The 24,453-nt window shown below is 44.5% G+C and carries 18 protein-coding genes and 1 tRNA gene; 3 read left to right on the top strand and 16 right to left on the bottom strand.

All coding sequences use genetic code 11. The features are described 5' to 3' along the window. Positions 1 to 24: 24 nt before the first annotated feature. A tRNA-Leu gene (locus IPM44_01605) sits at positions 25 to 111 on the bottom strand. A 46-nt stretch (positions 112 to 157) separates the two neighbouring features. On the opposite strand from IPM44_01605, the gene IPM44_01600 reads away from it, so the two are divergent. Further along, positions 158 to 1,450 carry a class D sortase gene (locus IPM44_01600; protein QQS27250.1) on the top strand — a complete coding sequence of 431 codons (1,293 nt, stop codon included), beginning with the start codon at positions 158 to 160 and terminating at the stop codon, positions 1,448 to 1,450. Here the strand turns inward: IPM44_01600 and IPM44_01595 are convergent. Genes IPM44_01595 through IPM44_01575 form a run of 5 tightly spaced genes read right to left on the bottom strand, consistent with a single transcriptional unit; the run spans position 1,447 to position 5,138 of the window. After that, complete coding sequence (locus IPM44_01595) at positions 1,447 to 2,274, bottom strand: hypothetical protein (protein ID QQS27249.1); 828 nt, start codon at positions 2,272 to 2,274, stop codon at positions 1,447 to 1,449. The genes IPM44_01600 and IPM44_01595 overlap by 4 nt on opposite strands. Before the next feature lie 20 nt (positions 2,275 to 2,294). Next, positions 2,295 to 2,714 (bottom strand): hypothetical protein, encoded by a 420-nt coding sequence (locus IPM44_01590; protein ID QQS27248.1) that lies wholly within the window; start codon positions 2,712 to 2,714, stop codon positions 2,295 to 2,297. 28 nt (positions 2,715 to 2,742) lie between these two features. Continuing rightward, positions 2,743 to 2,958, bottom strand: a complete 216-nt coding sequence (xseB, locus tag IPM44_01585) for an exodeoxyribonuclease VII small subunit (GenBank protein QQS27247.1) — start codon at positions 2,956 to 2,958, stop codon at positions 2,743 to 2,745. Continuing rightward, complete coding sequence (gene xseA, locus IPM44_01580; GenBank protein ID QQS27246.1) at positions 2,924 to 4,129, bottom strand: exodeoxyribonuclease VII large subunit; 1,206 nt, start codon at positions 4,127 to 4,129, stop codon at positions 2,924 to 2,926. Before xseA ends, xseB begins: the two co-directional genes overlap by 35 nt. Beyond that, positions 4,122 to 5,138: a flippase-like domain-containing protein gene (locus tag IPM44_01575; GenBank protein QQS27245.1), complete on the bottom strand. Its 1,017-nt coding sequence runs from the start codon at positions 5,136 to 5,138 to the stop codon at positions 4,122 to 4,124. Before IPM44_01575 ends, xseA begins: the two co-directional genes overlap by 8 nt. Before the next feature lie 57 nt (positions 5,139 to 5,195). Between IPM44_01575 and IPM44_01570 the strand changes: the two genes are divergently transcribed. Both IPM44_01570 and rpmA read left to right on the top strand, forming a co-directional pair. Beyond that, on the top strand, positions 5,196 to 6,356 hold the full coding sequence (locus tag IPM44_01570) for a hypothetical protein (GenBank protein ID QQS27244.1): 1,161 nt from the start codon (positions 5,196 to 5,198) through the stop codon (positions 6,354 to 6,356). An 11-nt stretch (positions 6,357 to 6,367) separates the two neighbouring features. After that, positions 6,368 to 6,652, top strand: a complete 285-nt coding sequence (rpmA, locus tag IPM44_01565; GenBank protein ID QQS27243.1) for a 50S ribosomal protein L27 — start codon at positions 6,368 to 6,370, stop codon at positions 6,650 to 6,652. A 72-nt stretch (positions 6,653 to 6,724) separates the two neighbouring features. Here the strand turns inward: rpmA and IPM44_01560 are convergent, their stop codons facing one another. The 10 genes from IPM44_01560 to IPM44_01515 all read right to left on the bottom strand — a co-directional run bounded on the left by IPM44_01560 (position 6,725) and on the right by IPM44_01515 (position 24,434). Beyond that, positions 6,725 to 7,138 carry a response regulator gene (locus IPM44_01560; protein ID QQS27242.1) on the bottom strand — a complete coding sequence of 138 codons (414 nt, stop codon included), beginning with the start codon at positions 7,136 to 7,138 and terminating at the stop codon, positions 6,725 to 6,727. A 3-nt stretch (positions 7,139 to 7,141) separates the two neighbouring features. Further along, a complete protein-coding gene (locus tag IPM44_01555; GenBank protein ID QQS27368.1) occupies positions 7,142 to 8,782 on the bottom strand; it encodes a CTP synthase in 1,641 nt (546 codons plus the stop codon). Between the two features lie 72 nt (positions 8,783 to 8,854). After that, positions 8,855 to 10,051 (bottom strand): S41 family peptidase, encoded by a 1,197-nt coding sequence (locus tag IPM44_01550; GenBank protein QQS27241.1) that lies wholly within the window; start codon positions 10,049 to 10,051, stop codon positions 8,855 to 8,857. A gap of 92 nt (positions 10,052 to 10,143) precedes the next feature. Continuing rightward, entirely contained in the window at positions 10,144 to 12,138 is a 1,995-nt protein-coding gene (locus IPM44_01545) for a leucine-rich repeat protein (GenBank protein QQS27367.1), read from the bottom strand. 139 nt (positions 12,139 to 12,277) lie between these two features. Further along, entirely contained in the window at positions 12,278 to 14,866 is a 2,589-nt protein-coding gene (locus IPM44_01540; GenBank protein ID QQS27240.1) for an SMP-30/gluconolactonase/LRE family protein, read from the bottom strand. An 84-nt stretch (positions 14,867 to 14,950) separates the two neighbouring features. After that, positions 14,951 to 17,623, bottom strand: a complete 2,673-nt coding sequence (locus IPM44_01535; GenBank protein ID QQS27239.1) for a glycosyltransferase family 39 protein — start codon at positions 17,621 to 17,623, stop codon at positions 14,951 to 14,953. Between the two features lie 108 nt (positions 17,624 to 17,731). Continuing rightward, positions 17,732 to 19,300: a leucine-rich repeat protein gene (locus IPM44_01530; protein QQS27238.1), complete on the bottom strand. Its 1,569-nt coding sequence runs from the start codon at positions 19,298 to 19,300 to the stop codon at positions 17,732 to 17,734. A gap of 2 nt (positions 19,301 to 19,302) precedes the next feature. Next, entirely contained in the window at positions 19,303 to 21,936 is a 2,634-nt protein-coding gene (locus IPM44_01525) for a hypothetical protein (GenBank protein ID QQS27237.1), read from the bottom strand. A gap of 232 nt (positions 21,937 to 22,168) precedes the next feature. Then, on the bottom strand, positions 22,169 to 23,296 hold the full coding sequence (locus IPM44_01520; protein QQS27236.1) for a CHAP domain-containing protein: 1,128 nt from the start codon (positions 23,294 to 23,296) through the stop codon (positions 22,169 to 22,171). A 25-nt stretch (positions 23,297 to 23,321) separates the two neighbouring features. After that, positions 23,322 to 24,434: a CHAP domain-containing protein gene (locus IPM44_01515; protein ID QQS27235.1), complete on the bottom strand. Its 1,113-nt coding sequence runs from the start codon at positions 24,432 to 24,434 to the stop codon at positions 23,322 to 23,324. Positions 24,435 to 24,453: the final 19 nt, after the last annotated feature.

Genomic DNA, 24,453 nt, shown 5'->3' with positions numbered 1-24,453 from the left:
TACCCCGCTGATGGATATACTCTTTGGTGCCAAAGGTGGGAGTCGAACCCACACGCGGTTTCCCGCACACGATTTTGAGTCGTGCGTGTCTGCCAGTTCCACCACTCTGGCCTGTATCTGTTAAAAAGGGTGCGAATGCATTATAATACGATAGACTATGTCTACGCCATACCCAGATGAAGAAAAAGACCACACAAAAGGTGCCCAAAATCAACACGGGACACTGAGCTTTAGCGATCTCTCGAGTACGCCACCGCCTATTCAGCCAACCACCCATATTCCTCAAAATCCAAATTTTGAGACTCCCAAAGCACCAGAACACCCCGAAACTATAAAAAAGACCGAAATACCAGCAATTCCAGTTTTTCGTAATCCTAACGGTAACGCCCATACAGCTGATCTAGCTGAGCTTGGCGCCCCAATAGAAGTGCCTCCAGCCAACATTGAGCAACCTGCTACTGAATTGCCAAAAATTCGCTTTAATCTATCACCTAACTTCGATACTTTTTCCGCCCACGGCTTGCAAGCCGAAAAAGAAAAGAGCTCCGCTACCACCCTACTTGGTAAGATCGCCCTAAAACTTAAGCTAGCAACCATATTTTCCAGACGTAATTTACGCTACGCCGGTGTCGGCTTGGTTTCATTTGCTGTTTTTATGCTGGTATTTAACTTCGGCACAATTGGTGTTCAGCTCTGCTACCAAACTAAAATCGATGCCATATGTAATGTTTTTGGTGCTACTCCACCGCAAGTAGCTACTGCACCAGTCTCCACACCCACTGTTACCCCGGTTGCTTCAACTAACGCCGCCCAACCAATTGATTCACCAGATGTTATTATCATCCCTAAACTTAACGTTAATGCTCCAATCGTCTTTGAGCCATCCATTGCTGAAAACGCCATCCAAAATGCCCTACGTAATGGTGTAGTTCACTATGCTGGAACAGCCCTACCTGGCGAGCCAAGTAATGCCGTGATCGTGGGTCACTCATCTAATGATTGGTGGGAGCCGGGCAATTATAAATTTGTCTTCGCACTATTAGAAAAACTCGAGCCAGGCGATCAAATTCAAGTAAACTACCAAAAGAAACGCTATGTTTATCAGGTGGCTAGTAAAAAGATTGTCGCTCCAACCGAAATATCTGTCTTGCAACCAACAACTGATCCAATCCTAACTCTCATTACTTGCACTCCTCCCGGTACAAGCTGGAAGCGCCTAATTATTACGGCTAATCAGATAGAACCGTCGCCAACCAGACCAGAGCAGAAGCCACAAATAGCCACAGCTCAAAATACCAATGATGCTGCCCTACCTGGTAATGCCCCATCTTTCTTTGATCAGCTTCTGCGCATGATTGGCTTGGGTAGCCGAGAGTCAGACTCAACCCCAAGTACATCTCCAGCTCCAAGTACAGCACCAGAACGTAATTATTTGCCAGAAGCGGTCTAGCTAAGTTTTTGCCTGATAATGCGCACCCATTCAGACGAAGTCTGCTCTGGTGCTTGCGATATCTGGACAAATAAAGTACACATTACTCGAGCTCGATCCTCAAGACTGACACTGCGCGAACGAACATACAACGTAATTGGTAATAAGCTGACAATCAAATTCTTAACCTGAGCTACCGACCCTATGAGGGGCGTATGAATAAGGGTGTCACTAGAGCGAATATAGACATACAGACGCACCGCATCATAAACAATACAGATATCCGAAGCCACTGGTAGATCCCGCATAAATTCCTGCACACCAAAGATACCTCTTTCAATAATAGGCTTAGATCTAGTAGTTATTTTTGCTACTGATTCAGTATTAGCAAACAGTACAATCACAGGGTTGTCTTGTATTGCTCGATCAATCCGCCACAGTGGTAGAGCTTCATCGGTCAACACTGTTGGTACCGATATAGTTGGTAATAGTTTTGAAAAAAATACCTGCTGAGCACTGGTTAATTGCATATTTGGCCCCACTATCACCATTCCGGCCGAATTCAATACGCGCCAAGCCTCGCTAGCCTGTGCTGATCCTACTGGCAAGCCACTAACTGCATGTGGCACTCCTGCTGGAATATAGCTTTCCATATTAGGCGGTGTAATAAAGGCAACCGGAATACGCAAACTCTGCCAAACCTCATAAATATAGGAAATATCAGCAAAACCACGTGGGCTACCTCCGCATAAAGCTACACTGGTGCGGTTTACGGGGCCAAGCGCTAATTCAAATAAAGCTCTGTCGTCATGAAGGTCAGCAGTTTGCTGAATTTGTGGCATCATCCCTCCTTTTTATGACAAGCTTAGGCCATAAAATCGACTGCTCGTAAATAGGCTCGTAAAACATCACCTTCACAAACAGTGGCGAACTCTAGACGTGCGCTATTGGTCATCAAATTAATATGACTACGCATATAAGCATCAAAATACATCTCTGCTTCGCTATTGTCAGTTAGACCTAAGTCTTTGCGCACTCGATCTAAAAATATGTCGTACATCACAGCATCACCCTTAGGTACTGGACGATGCAAGCCAAAGCGACTGCCTAGACGACGGCGATTCAAGCCAGGTAGGAGTTGCTGAGCAAGATCTCTTTTTTCTGTTGAGAATAATTCTAATACTCGGCGGTCAAGCACCTTCATAGCATGAGCTGCAGTGCGCTCGGAAGCGACATTAGCATGTTGTTTTAATAAGATAGTGGCATAATCATGATACATAATCATGCACTATACCATATTTATAAATTTTTGTCTAGTCTTTTTTCTCAGACTTTACGGATTGGATTTCTTGGACTCGCAACTGAGCTGTTTCAAGTTGCTGCTTGAGCTTTGCAACTAATTCATTGCCACGCTCAAACGACTTGAGGGCATCTTCCAGATCCACTACATCACCTTCAAGCGCCTGAGTAATTTCTTCAAGCTCATTTAAGTCCTCACGAAAACTTGAGGCTGGTTTGGTCTTCGTCATCAGCTATCTCCTTATCATCTACCATTAACTGAACGGTACCTTTATGTAATTGTACCAGAATAGGCTCATCAGGGCGCAACTCCTCTGGATCATGAATGACTTGAGAGCTTTGACGAACTATTGCATACCCCTGAGCCAAGATCCGTTCTGGATTAATTCCGGTCAGTGTCTGGCTAGCTAGTAAAACACGATGATGTAGTTTTTCAATACTCTTTTCAATAGCCATCCGAATTCTAGTCTCCTGCCAGCTAATACGATCAAAAAGTCGCCCCGTCAACCGCGACTGCTGCTGACTAAACTGATTAATTACCCTATCAATCTGCTCCAAAATCTTATCCATAGCCATGCCACCACGATCCTGTAATCTTTGTAGATGCCGAGTTACTTCACGCCGATCAGGTAGCAGACGCCGAGCCGCATCAGTTGGAGTGGAAGCTCGAACGTCAGCAACCAATTCTGCCAAACTAACATCATCCTCATGGCCAATACCTACCACAACCGGAATATGACTAGCATATACCGCTCGCACCACATCCTCGTGGTTAAAAGCTTGCAAATCCTCTGCACTACCGCCACCACGAATTAACACTATCGCTTCCAAATCAGTATCATCGCAATTGAGTTGCCGAAGTGCCGAAACAACGTCCACTGGTGCCTGCATCCCCTGAACATGCACATGAATATGCCGAATATCCGCTAGTGGCCAACGATCCTGAGCGATAGTTACAAAATCATTATAAGCAGCAGCATCACGACTAGTAATCAGTCCTATTTTCTGTGGATATTCGGGTAAAGATCGCTTACGGGCCACATCAAATAAACCTTCTTTCTCAAATTGAGCCTTTAAAAGCTCATAGGCTCGCATCACCTCGCCCGCACCAGCAAGCTCAACCTCTTTAACCGTCAATGAAAATTTACCCCACTTAGTCAAATTAGGTGTAGCTGCTACGCGCACTAGCATTCCGTCTTCTAGCACCGTCTTGAGTTGATATTTTGTCATAAAACAGCTAATCGTCGTCTCACTGTCCTTAAGGTCGAAAAACACCCATTTCCCCTGATTAATCCGAAAACCCGATATCTCACCCTCCACCACAACTAGCGGATAGGCATAACTTAAAGTCTGATTTACAAACTCTCGTAATTCAGTTACCGAGAGGACTTGATCATCCATTAGCCCTACCCTCTTCATCTAAAACTTGGCGCTTATAGAACCACAAACCAACTGGAATAAACAGCCACAGAGCTACTAACCGATAAATAGTTGTTACCGAAAAAGCCAAACCAAACGGCACACCCAAAGCTACCTCTACGGCCACCATAGTGGCTTCATACATACCTACTCCAGATGTAAAAAATGATACGGTCGACATCAGCAGAGCAAAAATATATGCCGCCCCAATCATACCTGGATTAACCACTTGTCCAAAAGCCAAAAATACAATAAAAATACTCAGTACCTCAAACGTAATACACAAAAGCGCATCGCTAAGCGGTCGCAAAGCCCGCCGAGGATCTTTGGCAAAAAGCTGAATTAACGTCCGATAGCCATCAACAAACTGCGATGTTTGCCTCTCGCCAATCTTGCCTTTGCGCAGTAGTTTTAATACCCAGTTAATGGGTCGTGTCAGATAAAATAGTACTCGCTCAAACAATCGAGGGTTTAGTGTCATTGCAATTACCGAAAGGGCTATAAACAACAGTAAGCTCACAACAATTAAAACCAACCGATAACTAACCTGAATAATCGCCTTCGAGAAAAATAACACCAAAAAGCTTATTGCCAACACAATTACTAAGCTTAAAAAAGTCGCAATATACCAAAAAAACTGGGCAATAAATGATTGTTTTTGGGATATTTTAGTACGAAATATCTGCGCAAAGTAAGCCGCCCCCGATACTCCACCGGTAGGTACAACAGTATTGACAAAGTTCATACTCACCACACCTTCAAATAAGTGCCAAAATGGAATTCTTTTCTTATAAATTCCACCAAAAAAATGATCATAAAACCGCGTACTCGCCCAGTAGTAGCCAAACCGAACTGGCAACACTAAAAGCAATACCCAGATATTTAGTTCCTTAATGAGACTAATAAACTGCTCAAGCTGTCCGGCATTGCGTAAAAACAACAACCCCAAGAGTATCAACGCCACAAAAAATACAAAATGACGCAATTTCATACTCATATACTACGGTGTTTTAGATATTTTTGCGACTTTATACAGTAGCTAAGTGCTATGATAAATAATATGCAATGGTTTGCCCTTCTGGGTCGAGAAAAATCTCTAGTTCAGGCAGAATTGGCTGTAGCTACCCATAATACTAAAGTCGATTTTATCGAGTCTCTTGCCATTGGTGCAAATACACCCCCCATCTGGGATGATCTTGGTGGGGTCATCCGGGCTGGAGAAATCACCGGTCAGGCCACTGATACTACCACGCTAGCTCAAGACGCAGTAAAAATCTTAGCCGACCCCCCACCAACAGGAAAAGTTACAATTGGTATATCTTCCGCTAACTTATCCCCGCTCGAGTTACGCAACATCGGTAAAGAGCTAAAAAAATATTACACCCAAGTACACAATAAGCGCCCAAGAATCATCTTTCCTCAAACCGGCACAATCTTAAATGCCGGCCACATAAAAGGTGGTAAATTACTAAACAAACCAAATAGCGAAATATTTTTTATTAAATATCATAATAGCTGGCTTATTGGAGTTACCACTTGGCAGCAGGATATACCCTCCTACACTCAACGAGACCGAGATCGCCCAGCTAGAGACGCTCGAGTTGGTATGCTACCGCCTAAGTTAGCTCAAATTATGCTTAATTTAGGTGGCATAACCAACACAAGCCATATCCACGACCCATTCTGTGGTACTGGTGTAATCCTAACCGAAACTCTCCTAAAACAAGCCTACGTAAGTGGTAGCGATATTTCTGCCGATATGATTGATGCAACTCGCAAAAACCTTAACTGGTTTAGTAGTCTCCATCATACTCCACAAACAAATTTTGAGGTCTTTCAAGCTGATGCCAGAACAATACAATTACCACCCTCCACAACACACATAATTAGCGAAGGCTATCTGGGAAACCCCGACTTACATAATAACTCAAACCAAAGACTAAAAGATGAGGCCTCCAACCTATCTCCCCTCTACCACAATGTTTTCAAGAACTTTCTCAACTTCCCCAAACCACTAACAATTATTTTCGCTCTACCAGTTTGGTTTACATCCGACACCCAATCTCCAATACATCTGCCAATCCTTGACGATTTATCAGATATGGGGTATACTGTTGAGCAGTTTGCGCCAGATAACACAACTAGACTTGTGTATCGACGACCACACCAAACGGTCGGGCGCGCAATAATCAAACTCAAGAAAGGATAAGCGCTAAAACCATGTCAAAGACTAAAGCTGGTGGCTCTACAAAAAACGGTCGCGATTCACGCTCGAAGCGCCTTGGTGTTAAACTTTTTGGTGGTCAAGAAGTTACTACTGGAGATATTATTATCCGTCAGCGTGGCAATAAGTATGAAGCAGGTGAAAATACCTTTCTTGGTAAAGACTATACTATCCACGCCGGAATAGATGGTCAGGTAAGCTTCCGACAAACCCGTAAGACTCTTTTTTCTGGCGCAAAGCGACGTAAGACTGTCGTCTTTGTTACGCCAATCGAAGCTTAATCACCTCTTAAAAAAATACCCCTTAATTATAGGGGTATTTTTTGTATATTAAATTTTATCTACTAGCTTAATCTAGGCCTGGCTTGCATTTGCTTCAGGCCCCTTAGTCATACCTAAATGCTTACGTACAATATGCACCACATCGGCCATCGCTACCTGGCTTTTTACCAAATAATCATCCACCCCGAGTGATTTTGCCTTAGCAATATCCTTATCACTAGACAGGGCAGACATCATGATGATCTTGGCATGTTGTGTCTGCGGAGTATTGCGCAATATATCTAACACATCAAACCCAGAAACACGAGGCATCATGATGTCTAATAAAATTATGTCTGGCTTAGACTCAACCACACGAGCTAAGGCATTCTCTCCATTCTCCGCCCAAGCTGTATTAAAGCCCTCGGCCTCAAAGCGCGCTCGATACACACTAGCCAGCTCCGCATCATCTTCTACTAATAAAATAGTTGGTGTTTTATCAGACATTACCTAGCCCTTCCTTTTCTGTACAGTTGTTATATCCATTGTAGCGCTGTCCATTGCAGATTGCAAAAGTCCCGCTGATGCCCCAACGAACCCATCAAAAAGTGGTGCTGGTCGCATCGGTCGAGAACTAAACTCAGGATGGAATTGGCTGGCAACAAAAAATCTGTGCTGCGGATATTCTATTATTTCTACTAACTGCCCATCTGGTGAAAGGCCAGAAAACCGCATCCCTACTGACTCCAGTTCATCACGATAGCTATTATTTACCTCATATCGATGACGATGACGTTCCGAAATATGATTAACGCCATAGAGTCGATGAGCCAATGAGCTTTCCGTCAAGGCTGTCGGGTAATCACCTAATCGCATCGACCCACCCAGGCGAACACCTGTCTGGTCCTCCATCAAGCTCACCACATGGTGCGGGGCATCATGATCAAACTCAAGTGAATGAGCACCCTCTAATTTTAGAATATTCCTAGCCGCCTCAATCACTGCTATCTGTAAACCTAAACATATACCGAGATAAGGCACATTATTTTCACGAGCATACTGTGTGGCAATAATCTTACCCTCAACCCCACGCTCACCAAAACCACCCGGTACCAATATGCCATCAACTTCTTTTAGGGCTTTCTGATTTACTGTAAGTTTTTCGGCATCAATCCAGCGCACCTTAACATTCCTGGAATGCTTCCAACCGGCTGACTTAAGTGCCTCCACAACCGACATATAAGTGTCTTCATGGTCTAGATATTTTGCCACTATACCAATAGTTACCTCAGGCTTGTCTTCTAGCACTCGATCGGCCAAATCGTACCAATCATCTAACTTAGCCGATTGAGCCGGCAGACCCAGTCGTTCCACAATATAGTCGCCAATCCCGGACTCTTCCATCCGCAATGGTACCTCATAGACGCTCTTAAGTGTAGGAAGGCCAACAATCGCCTCCTTATCAACATCACAATACATCGATAACTTATCAAAAACTGATGCCTTGAGCTCATAGTCACTACGAACCGCCAAGATATCGGGCTGGATTCCGGCTTCTCGCAAGTCTCGGACTGAATTCTGAGCAGGTTTAGTCTTTATCTCTTTGCTGGCAGCTAAATACGGCAAAAATACAACATGAGTATAAAGTACATTATCGGCACCCACACGTCGCTTAAACTGACGCAACGCCTCAATAACAGCAAGCGACTCATAATCGCCAATTGTCCCACCAACCTCGCAAATCAAAACATCAAAACCCTTGGCGGCATCTTGGATACGGCGCTGATATTCATCAGTAATATGAGGAATTACCTGGACTGTCTTACCTAAAAACAATCCATCGCGCTCATCGGCAAACACTTTTGAGTAAACCTGCCCACTCATCACCGAGCTACTCCGATTTAGCTGCTGGTCTATAAATCGCTCATAATGGCCTAAATCTAAATCTGCCTCTCCACCATCGGCCGTTACAAACACCTCACCGTGCTCGGCCGGATTTAACGTACCGGCATCAAAATTAAAATACGGGTCCATTTTTTGAATGTTTACCCGCAAGCCTCGAGATTTTAAAATGACGCCGATTGACGCCGCCGTAATGCCTTTTCCAGACCCTGAAACTACTCCTCCTGTAATAAAAATATATTTTGGTATTGTTGCAGTTTTTGCCACTTCACTCCCCTCCGTTTATTCTAGTTTAGCGAGCTGACACACTAAACACAAGGGTTATTGGCGCACTACCTCCAAAGCCTTATCGAGCTGTGGATCACGCCCATTATCGGAGTCTTCCTTACTAAACTTTACTTCAATATCTGGCTTAATTCCCTCTTTTGAAATATTCACTCCATTTGGCGTAAACCAACTTGCAACTGTCACTTTAAGCTGAGCGCCACTCGATAAGCTCTTCACTTCCTGCACGCTACCCTTACCATAAGTTTTCTCGCCCACTAACGTAGCCCGCCCGTTATCTTTCAGGGCACCAGCTGTAATTTCTGAAGCTGAAGCTGAGCCATCATTAATAAGAATTACTAGCTTAGCGTCAGTCAAGTTACCACCTGGATTAGCCACCAATTGCTTATTTTCCATATGCCGTCCGCGCTCTTCAACAACCACTCCATTAGCCAAAAATTCTGAAGTAACCGAAACTGCACTATTTAAGTACCCACCTGGATTATCACGTAAATCTAACACGATCTTATTTACCCCCTGCTTAGCTAAATCGGCCGTTGCATTTCGTATTGCAGCATCAGTATCATCACCAAATCGTCGCACCCTAATGTAGCCCACTCCACCATCTTTTACCTCATACTTAACGCTAGATACCTTGATTTGATCTCGTGTAATTGTCAAATCTTTAGGCTCTTCGCCTTCCCGCACAATAGTAAGCTTCACCTGAGTGCCTTTCTCGCCACGGATCTTTTTAACGGCCTCATCCAGACTCATCTCGGCTGTACTCTGCCCTTCGATACTAGCTATCACATCGCCAGCTCGAATACCAGCCTGATCAGCCGGGGTCTCATCAATTGGTGAAATTACCGTCAAGCGATTGCCCTTAAGTCCAACTTCCACCCCAATACCAGACAACTGGCCAGCTAAGTCATCAGAAAGCTCTTGCGCCTCTTTAGCACTCAAGAAAACCGTGTATGGATCACCCAGACTAGCGACATAGCCTCGCAATGCTCCCTCTGCTTGCTTTTCATCATTTAAATCACCATTAAAGCTAGATTTTAGAATTGAATGAATTTCTCGAAATTGTTCGGCTGTAGCAGTTGCCGTACTCGTACGACCTAGGTAAATTTTATAGCCAAATATGCCAACCAAGCCACCAAGCAAAATAAGCCCTAGAGCCCAACCAATAAGTCGAAGCCGAGTTATATTTACGCCAGGCTTATTTGGCGCCGACTGTGTAATTTTCTCACCCATATTTTCTACTATTGTACAGAGTTAAGATCCAATCTACCAGCCCTAGTTTTGCAATATCTGATTATCAACCGTAGCTTATAGCCCGATTTTACCTACCTCTTCTTCCGTCCCCGCCTAAAATACCACACTCCTACTATGCCACTTACTAGAAGCAACACAGCAGCTAATAGTATTGGTTGAGTATTCTCCCCGGTACTCGCTAGTTGGTCATAGGTAGAGTTAGATACTGCTAAACCAACTGGGTCAGAGATAGTACCTGCTGCTGGATCGAGGTCTAGTTCGCCATTGTCTATTAGGGTATAGGTTAGGGTTAGAGCGTGTTTACCATCTATGGTAGTTTCAGTAATAGCTGGGTTAGCATTGGTTGGTAGGTTGTTATAGCTATTAGTATTAGGGTTGTACTTGCGAGCGGTTACTTGGCTTGGTTTTAGATCAGTTATAAAGTCTAGGGTTACTTGGTTGTTTGTTTGGTTAGTAGTAAAGCAGAAGTCCACAAAGCCCATGGTGTACTGGTAATCGTTATCTGGATGAGCTACAGACTCTTTAGTAGTATTAGAGCAAGTTATGTTTGTAGTGGCGGGAGTTGTTATGGTCATGTTCTTACCATCTACTGCATTTGGTAAAGTGACAGTGTTATTAGATGGGTTATTGTTATTTCCATAATTAGCTGTATAGATATAGTCTATGGAGTTATTACCAGCTGTTAGGCTAGCTATGTTACTTGGTGTGGTTTGGATGGTATAGTCAGCTATGGTTGGGGCTGGTGGTACAGTGTAGCTATTACCGGCTTTGTAGTACAAGCTTAGATTATTAGTTGGGTTATCTACTACTAGGTAAGAAGACAAGCCTGTGCCAGTAGCTGTGGTGCTAGGGGCAATGGTATTACCGCCTGTGTCTTTATAGGTGGCGGTTATGTGGGCAGGGTTGATAAGGTGGCCAGACATTATGTCGGTTTGATCGCCATCGGCGTTGTAATCATAGCCATCATATGATTCAGTTATTGTTGAATCTGTTAGATTTAATGCCGTTACTTGGCTAGGGCTAGCGTAGATATTAGTGTAGATAACACTATCTAGGAAGGTTTGGCCGTTTTGAGAACTCTGATCCGAATTCCAGAAGTCATTATAGCCTGTCCCACCTGGTTTAGTTTGGAACACAAACGCATATGGGCTTAGTGAAGTAACAGAGTCTGGAATAGTCACACCGGCAATTTGGTTGTTAAAGAAGGCATACTCGCCAATAGAAGTTATGGAGTTTAGGATAGTTAGACTGGTGAGTTGGTTGTCGCGGAAAGCCTCACCGTCAAGAACAGTTACGGAGTTTGGGATTGTAACGCTGGTGAGTTGGTTGTAAGAGAAGGCATTGGCGCCAATAGAAGTTATGGAGTTACCACCTATTGTACTAGGTATATTTATATTAGGGTTTAAGCAAGCATTACTGTGGTCTCTAATTGTAGTTATGTCTGCTTTATTAAAACTTGTTATGGTATCTACTCCATCAAAGGCGAAGCAATCATCTGTTATAGGGCTTGAAGATGTATAGGTATCTAGGCCGTAAGTGAAGGCTTGGATGGGGTTACTTCTAAATTCATTACCTCCTGCAGTTGTGATATCACCCTCAATTGTAACGCCGGTGAGTTGGTTGTCAAAGAAGGCTTCGTAACCAATAGAAGTCACGGAGCTTGGAATAGCTAGACCGGTGAGTTGGTTGTCATAAAAAGCATAGTCGCCAATAGAAGTTACAGAGTTACCGCCAATAATGCTAGGTATAATAACTTCTCTGGTACAGGCGGGATTGGAGTTGTTGTTGGCTTCGTGGTCGTAGTAATCGGTAATTGTTACTTCACCTAGGTTGGTGGTGTAGTCAAAGCAACTATCTGGTGGGGTGGATGGGGCAGCATTAGCTGTAGCTGGTAGTAGTATTGGCAGTATTGAGGTTAGGCTTATTAGTAGGCTAAGAGTTAGGTAGTTTAGTCTTTTGGTTGTGTTAGTTATACTGTCGGTTTTGATGGACTGGGTAGCTGTAGATAGATTAGTTTTAAGCTTGGTTGTTGGCTGGTGTATTAACTTAGCTATTAGTTGGTTCATTAAAAGTATAAATCCCTTTATTAGAGTGCTTTATTAGTACTTAAGTGCTAATGCTTAGTTAAAGTTTAGCATAGAGGTTATGTTTTGCATATTCACTATATGCCAGCGGTTTAAAATCCCCTACTATGGGGCTCACTTTCTACCGCCGACTGTACTGACGGACTAGATAGCTACCAGCACCAAGTAGGCTGATGGCTCCAACTACATAGAGCCAGAAGTTTAGACCAGTACTAGCTAGAAAGGCAGAGGTAGTAGCTAGACCAACTGGGTCTACTACGTGGCCTGGAGTAGGATCTTGATCGAGTGGTCCATTGTCTGTGATGGAGTAAGTTAGCTTTAGACGACTCTTACCGCTGTAGTCTTCTCGGGTAATGGTAGCTCCTGGAATATCGGCATAGGTTTGATTGGCGGTATTGTATTTACGAGCTGTGTAGCCTGTTGGAGCACCGGGTAGATCGTAGTAGATAGTAATGGTGGTAGCAGAGTTAGGGGTGGCGTCAAAGTTAAAGCTTGTGAGACCAGCTGGGAAGAGATTAGATCCATCTTTTTGTAAACTAGCGTAGTCTACACCAGACAGAGAGAAGTTAGTAGCAGTGTCTGGGGCTATTAGATAAGTGATGGAATCATTGGATGAGTTGTTGTAGAAGTAGGTACTAGATTCCTCTCCACCACCAGAGTTGCCACCACCATCGTTAGGGCCAGAGCAGTTATTGGTGGAGACATCGGTGTCGCAGAGGAAGACAACTTTATTCTGCATCACACTAGGCACCGCCAAGCGTCCATCAATCTCCGGATCGATTGCTGGGAGCATAGGCATAAATTCATCCATACGATACCCATCATCCCATACGCCCACCTGATTGCCGCTTGAATCAAATTTTAGTAACCGACCACCAGGGCCACTGTCATTAAATTGCCCAATATAAACATTATTATCCTTATCCACCCTAACTCCGATGCTCATATACGTAAAGCCATCTGAAATATCCCAATTTTGAATTGGCTCTAGATTGGCGCTGTATTTAAGTAGCTTACCATACGTCAGCGCCCAAACATTTCCATCTGGTCCAACCGCCACAGATACCGGCCCTCCAGCTTCACTAGCATCAACACCGCCAAGCATCTGAACATCACCAAAACTTTCAGCCGACACCACTCCACCCAGTGAAGACACAGCACTAGTAGTCTTAGCAAGATAGTTCCCACTCGAATCAAACTTCTGCAAACGGTCATTGGACATATCGGCAACATATATATTGCCCGTCCCATCCAAGGCAACGTCGAATGGCATCATAAGTTGACCATCCCCACTACCACCTCCATATGGTCCGTTGCCACCAAAGCTAAGTTGATGAGCTCCTGAGCTGTTAAATTTCTGGATGCGGTTATTGCCAACATCTGCAACATAAAGGTTATTGCTAGCATCGGTCACCATACCCATAGGATACTCAAACTCTCCATTATTCGAACCATTGGATGGCTCGCCATATGAGCCCACTGAGCTACTAGCAATCTGGCTAACAAAATTACCAGCGCTATTAAACTTCATAATCCTACTATTATCTGCATCACTCACATAGGTATTACCATCATGATCTACTGCTGTTCCAGCGGGTGTATTGAAACGCACATTATTACCAGACCCACCATTACCATAAGAGTCTTCATAGCCACCGTATGAGCTTAATCCTGTAGTTCCATATTGGGTAATTAGGCTACCAGTTGAAGTAAATTTCTGTACGCGATTGTTATATTGATCGGCGATATATATATTATTACTACTATCGTGTGCTATACCTTTAGGCCCGCTCATCTCTCCCGGTTCAGCACCATAAGAACTTGCGCTACTACCCCATTCCGTCTGGAATACATGAGAGCTATTAAACTTTTGAATGCGATTATTAGAGGTGTCTGCAACATAAATATTATCTGCACTATCTATTGTAATCCCGCGTGGATAACTAAACTGCCCATCACCAGTACCATTACTGCCAAACTGTGACTGATACACGCCTGAGCTGTTAAACTTTTGAATACGATGATTGTCGGTATCTGCAACATAAATATTACCACTGGAGTCCACCGTGAGATCGGAAGGATAACTAAACTGCCCATCACCAGTACCATTACTGCCAAAATCTGATTGATACACGCCTGAGCTGTTAAACTTTTGAATACGATTATTATTGGTATCTACCACAAGGATATTACCACTGGAGTCCACCGCGAGATCGGCAGGATTACTGAGTTGACCGCCAGCACCTGCACTACCGTCCCACTCTAAAACAAATGTACCGTCTGAATTAAACTTTTTAACCTTATTATATGTACCCTCTATCACATAAATACTATTGGAGCTATCAACTGCAATTCCCCGAACCCCCTCAAACTCAGCGTTACCAGTTCCGTATGGCCCGAATGAACTAACCATATTACCGGCAGAGTCAAGCTTAACTATATGGCTCGTATTATCATTGCGCGTAACATATACATTACCACTCGTGTCGATAGCTACATCGCCAGCATCTCGTAAGCCAAATGCCCCATCTGGCGGACAGTTAATACACCCTATTTGGTTAATTTCACCAGCAGCCCGTACATATGGTAGAGCAAAATAACCAACTGCCAATGAGAGCACCACAAATACAGCCACTAGTAGCCATAGATTGTTCCAGCGTAAACTGATGTTGGATCTACTATTGATTAGACTGGGAGTTTTTGTTGGCATATGTCCTTATCCTTAACTGACTACGATTAATATATCTTCCATGTAATCATAACTAGTTTAATACCAATAAACAAGGTCTTCTATTTAATGAGTCGGCCCGGCAGCATTAGGTGGCACAAGTTTAGAGCTCAAGTCGTAAATTTCCCAGTCTTTAAACTCCACCTCGCCAATACGACTGTGTTGTTGCGCCCAAACAGCAATATTATTGGATGATTTTTCATCATGATCTAGTTTGGCTACATCACACTGCTCAACTCGCGTGCGGCTATTATTTTCCTTGCGAGCATCAAATCGAAAAGTCAGCCCACATTGCCTAACCTCACTAGATTGGCGCCGATTAACTATAAAATAACGTACCTCACCAGACTTAACTTTATCTATAAACTCATTCAAACTCATCGGGTTATCAACACCACTAAAGCCACCAATTGCCATAGCCGGCTGGCCAGTTGAAATCTCTACTGCCGATACATCATAGCTAGTAATTGAAGTGGCAATCCACTTGGTAGACCCCCTATTCTGCTCCAAAAAGTCCTTTATCAATGGCGGTAACTCAGTAGCTGGAGGCCAAAGCTTTAACACATCTGCCGATAGTGGCTCGGCTGAAATAATAAACCCACTCTGCTGAGATTGTGCCGATGCTAAGCTTGATACGGCCGGTGCAAAAATCAGCGCCAAGCTAGCTAGCCAGCAAGTAATCAACAATAATCTACTACTTTTCCGTAATCGCCCTACCACGTAAAAACCAAACACCAATACCGCCAGGCCAATCGATACCGCAACTATCCATAGAGGCCATACTCTTCCCTTCCAGAAAAACAGAGGCAATAAACTAGCGCTAAAAACAATAATTAATATCCCTAAGAGTAGCCCCCATGAATCATAGTCGCGCAATAAAATTATTTCGCGAAAATACCAAAAAGCCACCGCAACTAACGAGGCTACCATAGGAGCTATCACAACAGCATAGTGGGGGTGAATTGTACCTTTTGTAAAGCTAATCGTTAGAATATGCAAACCGACGAATAATAGCCAAACCACAACTGCCCGAAATTGCTTCGAAGCTCTTGCTTGCCACATCTGCGTCACCAACAATCCTCCAAGCAATAACGCTAACGGGAGTGCCCAGGCTATCACCGAGCCAAAAGCCTCATTAAAAAATCGCAAGATTCCAATATGGCCACCAAATGCTGCCCCCAGCAATTCGCCAGTGGGCTGATACCAATCCTTGCCAAGTAACCGATTTAATCCGTTATAACCAACAATCAATTCCCATATATTATTCGTAACCGTTCCGCCGATGTATGGCCTACTGCTTGCTGGCGTTACCCACACTACAATCGGCCACCACAAAGAGGCAATTAAGAATGCTGATGACGCCACAATTAGATCGCGCCAGCGCTGACGCCAATTTGGCTTGGCAAACATAAAATAACCCACTATAAATACCGGAACCACTATCAGCGCTTGGAGCATCTTCGTCATAAAGGCCGCACCAACCATACTGCCGGCCAATATTGACCAGCGCCAACTTGGCCGTTCGAGGGTTCGCAAAAAAGCGTAAGTGGCTAATGTTAGGCAAAGAGTTAAAACGGCATCAGGATTGTTGTATCTAAAAACCACTACCGCAATTGGCGTAAAGGCAAAAAACACACCTGCCACCCAAGCTGATAATGTACCAAAATAACGCCTCACCATCACATAAACTACAGCCATTGTCGCTATGCCGGCTAAAACATGGGGCAAAAGCACCGCCCAACCATGCGTTCCTAAAATCCGCACCGATAAGGCCGATACCCATATTGCAAGAGGCGGCTTATCTACGGATATATAACCAGCCATATCAAAACCCCCAAAGAAAAAGGCTTGCCAACTTTTAGCGCCCGCTAATGCCGCGGCTGTATAGTAAGAATTTGCCCAACCATTTTTTAACAGTGCGGGTATTGTCAGGCCTGAAAACAATATTAGTAGAGAGGCCAAAATTACTGCATCCAGATGGCGCCACTTACTGCGTTCATGTGCCAAACGATTCAACCCGCGTAGAAATCTATAAATCGTTGAGCCATACCGTACGCTTGTCCGGCTTGACTCTTGCCAGTGTGCTGGCAGCTCCACTAGGCTATATCCATCTTGTCGCGCCCTATAAAAAAGCTCTGTATCAAAAAACCACTGATTATCCTGCACCTTAGCCAATATCGGCTTCACGTCACTCACGCGAAAACCCTTACAGCCACACTGCAGGTCTTTAACGTTAATTGATAAAAATATCCGTGCTAGCCACGAATAGCCAATCGACATAACCCGCCTTAACCAACTACGACGAACTACCGACTCTCGCATGAATCGACTAGCAGTTATAAAAGTCTTTGGTTGCTTATCAAGTGCTTCTAGTATCTGAGGAACAATTTCCAAATCGGTCGACAAATCTTCATCCATGTATACTAGAAATTCTGCCCGACTGGCTCGAATTGCCATCCGAAGCGCCAACCCTCGACCAGGCTCATTTATAGTAAGTACTTTCACCGACTTATAATTATGAGCTAAATCTTGAGCGATCTTTCGCGTGTCATCAGTACTACCACTATCTACGATGGATATATACCAGTCATCAGAAAAATTTTGCGCCAAAAACGCAACAACTTTTTCAATATTATCCCGTAGCGTCTCGGCTTCGTTATGGCACGGAATAACTACTTCCAGCCGAGCCACAATATGACTTTTAACTACTGCTGTTCTTCGTTGTAACTTTTTCTTCACCCACCCACCTTATTTACTAATACCAATTCTAAGATATAGCTAGAAAACATAGCAAGCAAGTCAACACCCTAAAGCATCATTTGAATTATTCAAATATACCTTGCTAACCTATAGCCCAAAGAAGCTAAGAATTGTAGCAACCCAACTACTCTCCCATCGCCCCACTCCAGTCTGTGGTGCACCAACTGTGTTAGTAGCTAAACCTACTGGGTCTATGATTGTTCCGTTGACTGTGTGGTCTTGATCTAGGTTGTCTCCGTCTGTGATGTTGTAGGTTAGTTTTAGTAGAGATTTGTTGTTATAGGTTTCTCTAGTTATGGTTGCCGAGGCTATGGTACTAAAGCTATGGTTATTGGTGTCGTACTTTCTGGCTGTGTAGTCTGATGGGTTACCGGGAAGATCAAAGTACAGAGTTATAGCTTTAGTTGATCCAGGTGTGGTGTCGAATTGAAAGGATACTAGGCTAGTTGGGAAGGAGTAGGCTGTATCACTGGGGATAGTGTTAGTTGGTGTAGTAGTAAAGCTAGGGTTAGTTACATCATCTGGTAGGACTAGGTAGCTAGTGGTGCTGTTGGAGAGTGGGGTGGAGAGTGTGTTGTCTTCATTGTTACTGTTAGCTGTATAGATATAGTCTATAGAGTTATTACCAGCTGTTAGGCTAGCTATGTTACTTGGTGTGGTTTGGATGGTGTAGCCAGGTATAAATGGGGCTGGTGGTACGGTGTAGCTATTACCAGCTTTGTAGTACAAGCTTAGGTTATTAGTTGGGTTGTCTACTGCTAGGTAGGAAGATAAACCTGTGCCAGTAGCTGTGGTGCTGGGGGCAATGGTGTTGCCATTTGTGTCTTTGTAGTTGGTGGTTACTCTACTTGGGTTGATGAGGTGGCCACCAATTGAGTCGTTCATATCACCATCAGAGTTCATATCCATACCAAAGACACTCTCCACAGCATAAGAATCTGTAAGATTATTAGGATTCCCCGGGCTAGTAAACAACCGAGCATACCAACTAGTCGCCATGTATTGGTTTAGAGCAGAGTAATCATTATTCATAAAAGCATAATAAGAGCCTGCACCTATTGGCGACTGTGCAAAAAAAGTATAAGTATCAATAAGTGTTATTGAATCAGGTATTTGCATTTCTTGGATCTTATTATTGGTAAAAATTGTACCACTCGTAAGACCCGACAAATTACTAGATAAAGTTACAGTTTCAAGCATATTGGCATTAAAAGCAGAGCCACCAATAGAAGCTACAGAGTTACCAATGATGACGCTGGTGAGTTGGTTGCCAGCGAAGGCACCTTCATCAATAGAAGTTACAGAGTTACCAATTGTAACGCTGGTGAGTTGTTTGCTAGAGAAGGCAGAGCTACCAATTACAGTTACTACATTGCCACCAATCGTGCCGGGTATAATGGGTTCTCTGGTGCAGGCGGGGTTAGAGTTGTTGTTGCCCTCATAGTCATAATAATCGGTAATAGTGCCTGTACCTGAATCAAAGTTAAAGCAAGAATCTGGTGGGGTGGATGGAGCAGCATTTGCCGAGGCTGGTAGTAGTATGGGTAGAATTGAGGTTAGGCTTATTATTAGGCTAAGGGCTAGGTAGTTAGTTCTCTTAAATAAACTTGTTAGTCTATTTAGTGTAGTTAATTTAGTCAGTCTTAGATTACTCACAGTTATTGCCTTCCCACTTGGATATGCATCTTCCTTCTACTAAATACCCCTAGAACTCCAGCAACTATAATTATGCCACTTACTAGAAATAGTACCGTAGCTAGTAGTATTGGTTGAGTATTCTCCCCAGTACTCGCTAGTTGGTCATAGGTAGAGTTAGATACGGCTAGTCCGACTAGGTCAGAGATAGTACCAGCTGCTGGATCGAGGTCTAGTTCACCATTGTCTATGATGGTATAGGTTAGAACTAGATAGTGTTTATTATTTATAGTGGTTTCGGTTATAGATACATTAGCGTTAGTAGGTAAGTTGGTATAGGTCTTAGAGTTAGGATTATACTTTCTGGGTGTTACTTGGTTTGGTTTTAAGTCTGTTTCAAAGTTTAATACTACTTGGTTAGAGCTTTGGTTAGTGGTAAAGCTAAAGTTTACTAGGCCTAGTGGGTATTGGTTGTTGTTGTCTTGGGTTACTAGGGAAGATTCTGGGACAGTAGAGCTAGAGTTAATGGTAGTGCCAGTGGGGGTGGTTAGAGATACTGGTTTTAGAGAGAAGGTAGAGAGAGGGCTAGTGGGGGTGGTGAGTTGAGCGGTGTTGGAGCTTGGTGGTGGAGTTGGTGGATCTACTACTTCGCCTTCTATGCTGCCGGTGTAGATGGAGCCGCCACTTACTACAGCAGCTAGTTTGGTGCCGTCAGCGGAGCTGGTGATGGAGATCCAATACTTTGAAGAGTTTGGCATAGATATATCGGTAAGAGTCTGACCGTTGTCATTTGAAGTGTAGAGGGCATTTTCAAATATCATATTATCCATATCTATTATCTTGGCTCCTCCAATAAATAGCTGGCTATTAGAACTGGCATATGTAGCAGTAAGCGGGTAAATATCTGGAGCTAAACTTACCAATAACCAAGTTACGCCAGAATCAGCCGAGGTGTAGATGGAGCCATCATTTACTACAGCAGCTAGTTTGGTGCCGTCGGCGGAACTGGTGATGGATTGCCAGCTTCTGGAGCCAGCGCTAGTTTGTTCGGTCCAGGTGGTGCCGGAGTCGGTGGAGGTGTAGATGGAGCCACCGCTTACTACAGCAACTAGTTTAGTGCCATCAGCCGAGCTGGTGATGGAGCGCCAGTTTCTGGAGCCAGCCGCCGTTTGTTCACTCCAGGTAGCGCCAGAATCAGTGGAGGTGTAGATGGAGCCGCCGTATGTTGCAGCAGCTAGCTTAGTGCCGTCGGCGGAGCTGGTGATGGAGGACCAGTCTCTGGAACCGGCCGCTGTTTGTTCACTCCAGGTAGCGCCAGAATCAGCCGAGGTGTAGATGGAGCCACCGTCATTATCTACTGCAGCTAGTTTGGTGCCGTCGGCGGAGCTGGTGATGGAGTACCAGTTTCTGGAGCCAGCCGCGGTTTGTTCTGTCCAGGTAACGCCAGAGTCGGTGGAGGTGTAGATGTAGCCGTTATATGCTACGGCTGCTAGTTTAGTGCCGTCAGCGGAGCTGGCGATGGAGATCCAGTATCTGGATCCAGCCGCCGTTTGCTCTGTCCAGGTGGCACCAGAGTCAGTAGAGGTGTAGATGGAGCCGTTCCTAGCTACAGCAGCTAGTTTAGTGCCGTCGGCGGAGCTGGTGATGGAGTACCAGCTTCTGGAGCCAGCCGCCGTTTGTTCACTCCAGGTAGCGCCAGAATCAGTGGAGGTGTAGATGGAGCCGCCGTATGTTGCAGCAGCTAGCTTAGTGCCGTCGGCGGAGCTGGTGATGGAGTACCAGTATCTGGATCCAGCCGCCGTTTGCTCTGTCCAGGTGGTGCCAGAATCAGCCGAGGTGTAGATGGAGCCACCATTTGCTACTGCAGCTAGTTTGGTGCCGTCAGCGGAGCTGGCGATGGAGATCCAGTATCTGGATCCAGCCGCCGTTTGCTCTGTCCAGGTGGTGCCAGAATCAGCCGAGGTGTAGATGCTGCCGCCATTTGCTACAGCGGCTAGCTTAGTGCCATCAGCGGAGCTGGCGATGGATGTCCAGTATCTGGATCCAGCCGCTGTTTGTTCACTCCAGGTAGCGCCAGAATCAGCCGAGGTGTAGATGGAGCCACCGTCATTATCTACTGCAGCTAGTTTGGTGCCGTCAGCGGAGCTGGCGATGGAGATCCAGTATCTGGATCCAGCCGCCGTTTGCTCTGTCCAGGTGGTGCCGGAGTCGGTGGAGGTGTAGATGGAGCCACCGCTTACTACAGCAACTAGTTTAGTGCCATCAGCCGAGCTGGTGATGGAGAGCCAGTCTCTGGAGCCAGCCGCCGTTTGTTCAGTCCAGGTGGTGCCAGAATCAGCCGAGGTGTAGATGGAGCCGTTCCTAGCTACAGCAGCTAGTTTGGTGCCGTCGGCGGAGCTGGTGATAGAGGACCAGCTCATTTGATCGCCAACAAACCCATTCTTGCGTTGGGTCCAGGTGTAGTTGTTGTTTACTTCTGCTAATGCTTTGGATTGGTGGTTGATGCCTATTAGTACAGCAGAGAATAAGACTAGGCCTAGAGTTAGACGGAAGGCTAGAGATAGTTTGTTAGTTTTGATGGACTGGGTAGTTGTAGATAGATTAGTTTTGAGATTGGTTGATGGCTGATGTATTAACTTTGCTATTAGTTGGTTCATTAAAAAGTATAGCTCCCTCATTAGAATACTTTATTAGTACTTAAGTACTAATGCTTAGTTAAAGTTTAGCATAAGAATTTAAAAATACCCAAAAAACTTAATTTTACAAATCTGTAAAGAGTGTCCGTATATGAACTATATGTGTTGGTAGAGTGCTTAGTGAACAAGCTGTTAATTACCCTCTCTTCTGGTTCTGGTATAGTGATTAAGTTAAATAGTAAATAATGACATTCTAATGGATAAAAATAAGAGAGCTTACTGGCCACAGCGACTGTGAATAATGCCCACCCCAATCAGCATTAAACTCCGAAACTAACACTTGCGCACCATTTGATACTATACCCTCTACAATCATGACATGCCCATACTCTCCCACTGGATAAACTGCAGCTGCTCCTACTTCTGGAGTTGTATCTACACGCATACCAAATTTACCAGCCCATTCTGGCCACTGCTTAGCATTAGCCGGCCCCAAAAATCCCCAAGCTGGTAATGGTCGGCCAATTGAGGCTCGTTTCCAGGCCGCATAGCTAGTACATTGTCGATAATAAAAGCCCCAAGGGTCTACACCGCGACTCGGGAATGGCTCAACCGCAGTCCAAGGATATTCCGTAGTTAATGAAAAGTTACGCCCCAAACTCTGAGCCGCAATAGCGGCCGACTGCTGAGCCCGCAAGGTAGCAAGCCGCGTCGTATCGGCTTCAACTAATGCGCGATAAATTGCCTCATCGCCCCGCGTCTTAGCCAGTAACTCTGCCTGCTCTGTTTCTTTGGCAGCAATTGCCTTTTCTTCTAAGCGCTGTTGCTCTTCCTTGATTTTTAATTGGCGCGAAAATTCTTCCAGCTGTTTCTTGGCTAGCTTTATGCTATCCACATTTTCGGTAATTTTCTTACGTAGTGCATCATAATACTCCTGACGGCCAACAAAATCTGACAGATTTTCGCTCGAGGCTAAGATCTCAATTGGCGATATATCCCCCTGCTTATAAGCAGCTGCGATATTCTGACGTAATAACTCGGTAGTCTTTTTAAGATCAGCTTCGGTATTCTTGCGATCTAGTTTGGTTTGATCGATACGCAGACGAGTTAGCTCTAGATTTGATCGAGCAGCCGACAGTTCAGCTTGAATCGCGGTCAGCCGATTTTGCAATGTGTCACCTTCGGCTTGTTTTTGGTTAACTATAGCTTGATTATCTTGAATTTGACGCGTTACAGCATCTATTAAAGGCTGTAAATCATCGGCATGAGCTGGTTGAGCTTGGTACCACACCGTCGCCGACACCACTGCTACAAACAGAAATAATCCACCAAATATAGCGCGAAATAACCGGCCTGATTTATTTTTATTTTTGTGTAGCATGTTGATAATTTATTCTATAGATAGCTCATTTAATGTAGCGTGCGTTGCCTAACTGACTAAATGGAATTGTCCGTGTCGAAAAGCCACCACGCGGACTGTAATTGTATTCGCTAATAGTAATAGAGTCACCATTATTAGATTCTACGATTGCAACATGCCCCCAAGGACCATTGGGCCAAGCCACGATATCTCCGTAGGCGGGGGTTACACTAGCACTTCCACGAGGCCACCACTGATTAGCATTACCCCAATAGCGCGGCACCATACGCCCAATTGACGCTCGTTTCCAGGCCGCATAGCTGACGCACTCACGATTGTAATAGCCATAATCATCCACTAGGCTATCTTGCGCAGCACGACACCACACGTCTGGATATCCACCACCACACTGACCACCCGGCCTAAAACTACCACCAGCTGCGGCATTGCGTCGAATTTCTTCAGCCCGGGCTGCAAACACGGCTGCCAACTGCGACTCATTCTGTTTTACTATATTTTGATAAGCAGCTTCTTCACCCCTGGTCTGCGCTAGTAGTGCTTGTTGCTCTGCTCGCTTTTCGGCAATATTTGCAACCTGGGCTTTCTCGGCCGTAGCTTTTTCTGTCAATGCAACTTTTTTCTGTTCCAATTCCGCCTTTAAGCGACTAATTTCTGCAATATTAGACTCTATCTTATCCTTTAGGTCGTCCATGTACTGCTGTTTACCAACAAAATCAGACAGGTTCTCACTTGAAGCCAGCACCTCCATAGGTGTCACATCGCGATCCTTATACATTGTCTTTAGATTTTGCTTCAAGTTTTCAATTTGCTGATTTAATTCAGCATTTTGACGGTCTAACTCCTCAGTAGTCTTAGTAATTTCAGTTCGAGTCAAATTTAACGCACTCTGTGCAGCCGAAATCTCAGCATTTAATGCCGCTACTTTGGCTTGTAATGTATTACCCTCAGCACGTTTTTGATTGGCAGAGTTTTTATTCTGATTAATCTGATCTCTTAGGGCATTGATTTGTGAGTCATAATCAACTGCCAGTGCCGTTGGTGCTAGAACGCCAAAAACACCAACTGCGATTAAAATAGAGATTATGCGTCCATAGCGTTGGTATTTATTTGTGGCTTTTTGATGTCGACTTAAGATCATCACCCTCCTTTTTGCTTCT

Source organism: bacterium, from assembly GCA_016700035.1.
In the GTDB taxonomy this organism is placed as follows: Bacteria; Patescibacteriota; Saccharimonadia; order CAILAD01.
The sequence above is the reverse complement of the archived record's forward strand: the minus strand, read 5'-3'. Positions and strand labels throughout refer to the sequence as shown.

Excerpts from the sequence above, each read along its gene's own strand:
- IPM44_01600 (QQS27250.1), top strand. The coding sequence starts at position 158 with ATGTCTACGCCATACCCAGATGAAGAAAAAGACCACACAAAAGGTGCC.
- IPM44_01595 (QQS27249.1), bottom strand. The coding sequence starts at position 2,274 with ATGATGCCACAAATTCAGCAAACTGCTGACCTTCATGACGACAGAGCT.
- IPM44_01590 (QQS27248.1), bottom strand. The coding sequence starts at position 2,714 with ATGATTATGTATCATGATTATGCCACTATCTTATTAAAACAACATGCT.
- xseB (QQS27247.1), bottom strand. The coding sequence starts at position 2,958 with ATGACGAAGACCAAACCAGCCTCAAGTTTTCGTGAGGACTTAAATGAG.
- xseA (QQS27246.1), bottom strand. The coding sequence starts at position 4,129 with ATGGATGATCAAGTCCTCTCGGTAACTGAATTACGAGAGTTTGTAAAT.
- IPM44_01575 (QQS27245.1), bottom strand. The coding sequence starts at position 5,138 with ATGAAATTGCGTCATTTTGTATTTTTTGTGGCGTTGATACTCTTGGGG.
- IPM44_01570 (QQS27244.1), top strand. The coding sequence starts at position 5,196 with ATGATAAATAATATGCAATGGTTTGCCCTTCTGGGTCGAGAAAAATCT.
- rpmA (QQS27243.1), top strand. The coding sequence starts at position 6,368 with ATGTCAAAGACTAAAGCTGGTGGCTCTACAAAAAACGGTCGCGATTCA.
- IPM44_01560 (QQS27242.1), bottom strand. The coding sequence starts at position 7,138 with ATGTCTGATAAAACACCAACTATTTTATTAGTAGAAGATGATGCGGAG.
- IPM44_01550 (QQS27241.1), bottom strand. The coding sequence starts at position 10,051 with ATGGGTGAGAAAATTACACAGTCGGCGCCAAATAAGCCTGGCGTAAAT.
- IPM44_01545 (QQS27367.1), bottom strand. The coding sequence starts at position 12,138 with ATGAACCAACTAATAGCTAAGTTAATACACCAGCCAACAACCAAGCTT.
- IPM44_01540 (QQS27240.1), bottom strand. The coding sequence starts at position 14,866 with ATGCCAACAAAAACTCCCAGTCTAATCAATAGTAGATCCAACATCAGT.
- IPM44_01525 (QQS27237.1), bottom strand. The coding sequence starts at position 21,936 with ATGAACCAACTAATAGCAAAGTTAATACATCAGCCATCAACCAATCTC.
- IPM44_01520 (QQS27236.1), bottom strand. The coding sequence starts at position 23,296 with ATGCTACACAAAAATAAAAATAAATCAGGCCGGTTATTTCGCGCTATA.
- IPM44_01515 (QQS27235.1), bottom strand. The coding sequence starts at position 24,434 with ATGATCTTAAGTCGACATCAAAAAGCCACAAATAAATACCAACGCTAT.